Genomic DNA, 2509 nt, shown 5'->3' with positions numbered 1-2509 from the left:
ATATTTTGCTGTAATTCTGTTCTTTAAGCAGACTACATATGCTCTTGATTTCCTGCTTATACTGATACTTAATATGAGCTTTATATTCCAGTCCTGCTTCGGAGAGGTCGGCTTCAATGCAAAGCATCTGATAACCTGTATAGCCTGTATAGTTTCCTGCAAGGCAGGATTTGTAATATGCAGGAACCATAAACTACTTCACAGCAGGAAAAAGCTTATTTACGGACTGACTGCTGTCATTCTCCTGATTACGCTCATGGTAACGCTGATCAAAAAGGATATGTGGATATATATCGGAAAGTTCACCATACAGCCATCAGAATTCATAAAGCCCCTGTTTGTGCTTGCCTGTGCAACCTCAATTGAGGATCAGCAGAAAAAGCATAAGGTACTCTTTATGAACGTGGTATATGAGAACATCACTCTTCTTGTACTTACTGCGGCAATATGCCTTGTACAGGTAAAATCCCACGATTACGGAAGCTTACCTACTTTTCTCAGTATTTTCTCCGTAGGTTTTCTTCTGAGGATATGCTATCCTAAGGCAAAATTCTCAAAAAAGAAGCTTTTTGCTGTGATAGGTGTAATACTCGTATTTGTTCTCATCGGTCTTAAGTATGCTCCCGACTATGTACAGCACAGACTGCACGTTGACATTTGGAGTGACAAAACAGGCGACGGATATCAGCAGTCAAAGCCACTTATCGCGATCGCAAACGGCGGCTGGCTCGGACTTGGCCCGGGAAAAGGCTTCCTTTCAAATATTTTCGCTTATGACAATGATATAGTTTTTGCAACTATAAGCGAAGAATGGGGACTTCTTTTCGCACTTATGGCTGTTCTTGCAATTATAATCATTACCGCAATACCTCTTATCAATCCTGCAAGGTCATATTACCACGGAACGATATCTGCCTGCATATGTGCGGCTTTTATCATTCAAATGGCTCTTAATATTTTCGGTTCATGCAATCTTATACCTTTTACGGGCGTAACTATCCCCTTCCTTTCATCGGGAGGAAGCTCCCTTATGGTAAGCGGATTTATGGTCGGTATGCTGATGGCAACGCAGTCTCCCTCATTTATTGAGCCTAAACATAAGAAACAGGAGCCATCAGTACCCGCATGGAGGTGGCAGGAATGAAAAGTATAAAACGAACACAGCGTATAATAAGTGCTGTAATCCTTCTTTTTATTATAGGCATGGCTCTCCTTGTCGTTAAACTCGTGCATGAATCTTCTTTTTACATGATGAATTCAGACGTGCATCAGCTTGGATATGTTTATGACCGTTCGGGAGATGTGCTCTTCGACGGAACAGGTACAGGTTCATACCCCGACAACCATTTTCTGGATGTAGGCAACCTTATCGGCGACGACAAGGGACAGATGGTCAATACTCTTGTTGCGCGAAATCTTGAGAAAATAAACAATTACAACTTCAGCGACGGTCTTGTTCCCAGCGGTGGAAAGGCAGCAATATATACCACGCTCGACCATAATGCAAACAGAGCTGTATATAATGCATATGGCTATATGGAAGGCTGCGTTTCGGCATACAACTATAAAACTGGCGAACTGCTCGTATGTGTGAGTCTTCCTTCTCTTGACGTTACAAAGGGGTATGATGATGTTGGCTTATTTAAATCAGGAACGCTCTTGTCAAAAAATATGTTTGGAACTGTCCCTGGCTCAACGCAAAAGGTCTCAACTGTAATTTCTGCACTTGAAATAATGGGGACAGATCAGCTTTACTCAAAAAACTACAGCTGTTCGGGAAAATATCAGAACAGGTCAGGCGCATTCATTGACTGTCATAATCCATACGGCCACGGTGCTCAGAATATACAGGAAGCCTTTGAGAACAGCTGTAATCCCTTCTTTGCACAGCTTGTTGAAGATGCGGATATGCCGCTTGAAAAGGTGAAAAAGCAGTACTCAAAGCTCGGATACGCATTAAACGGCAAAGAAATGTCATATATCAATATAAACGGCATACAATGTGAAACCGCATCGACTACCCTTAATGATCCTTATGAATTCAGAACACAATGGGGCTGTATAGGTCAGGGAGATACCCTTGTTAGCCCGATACAGCTCATGATGTGGCAGAGTGCGATAGCTAACGGTACAGGCAAAATGACAATGCCTTACCTTATAGATCATATTACCGATACCAACGGAAAAATCAAGGAAAAGGCTTCCGCATCATTCAGCGACAGGCTTTTCTCGGAGAATACTGCCGAGGCGGTAAAGCAGATAATGCTCACAAACGGTGCAGACAGGTATACCTACCTTATCAGCGGCTATAAAGTCGGAGTAAAGAGCGGAACGGCCCAGGTAGATGAGGGCATGAAGGAAAATTCATTGCTTGTAGGTTTTGTAGACGATCCGTCATTCCCTGTCGCATTTGCAATTCTTATCGAGGATAAGGACAGCGGCTACCTCACAACAGAGCAGATTGCACAGGTGCTTCTTGATAATTTAAAAAACGATTTCTGATGTCAGA

Annotated in this window: 2 protein-coding genes; both read left to right on the top strand. The window is 42.7% G+C overall.

Features of this window, described 5'->3' with window-relative positions:
• Nucleotides 1–1144 (top strand): FtsW/RodA/SpoVE family cell cycle protein (locus K5677_RS06940; protein WP_296726179.1); only part of this gene is annotated, 1144 nt, incomplete at its 5' end.
• The gene (locus K5677_RS06935; protein WP_296726176.1) at nucleotides 1141–2502 is read left to right on the top strand and encodes a penicillin-binding transpeptidase domain-containing protein; all 1362 of its coding nucleotides are present in this window, start codon (nucleotides 1141–1143) and stop codon (nucleotides 2500–2502) included. The genes K5677_RS06940 and K5677_RS06935, both read left to right, overlap by 4 nt.
• Nucleotides 2503–2509 lie beyond the last annotated feature (7 nt).

The sequence above is a fragment of the Ruminococcus sp. genome, from assembly GCF_024684275.1.
Note: the sequence above shows the minus strand (reverse complement) of the source record. Positions and strands in the feature narration are given on the sequence as shown.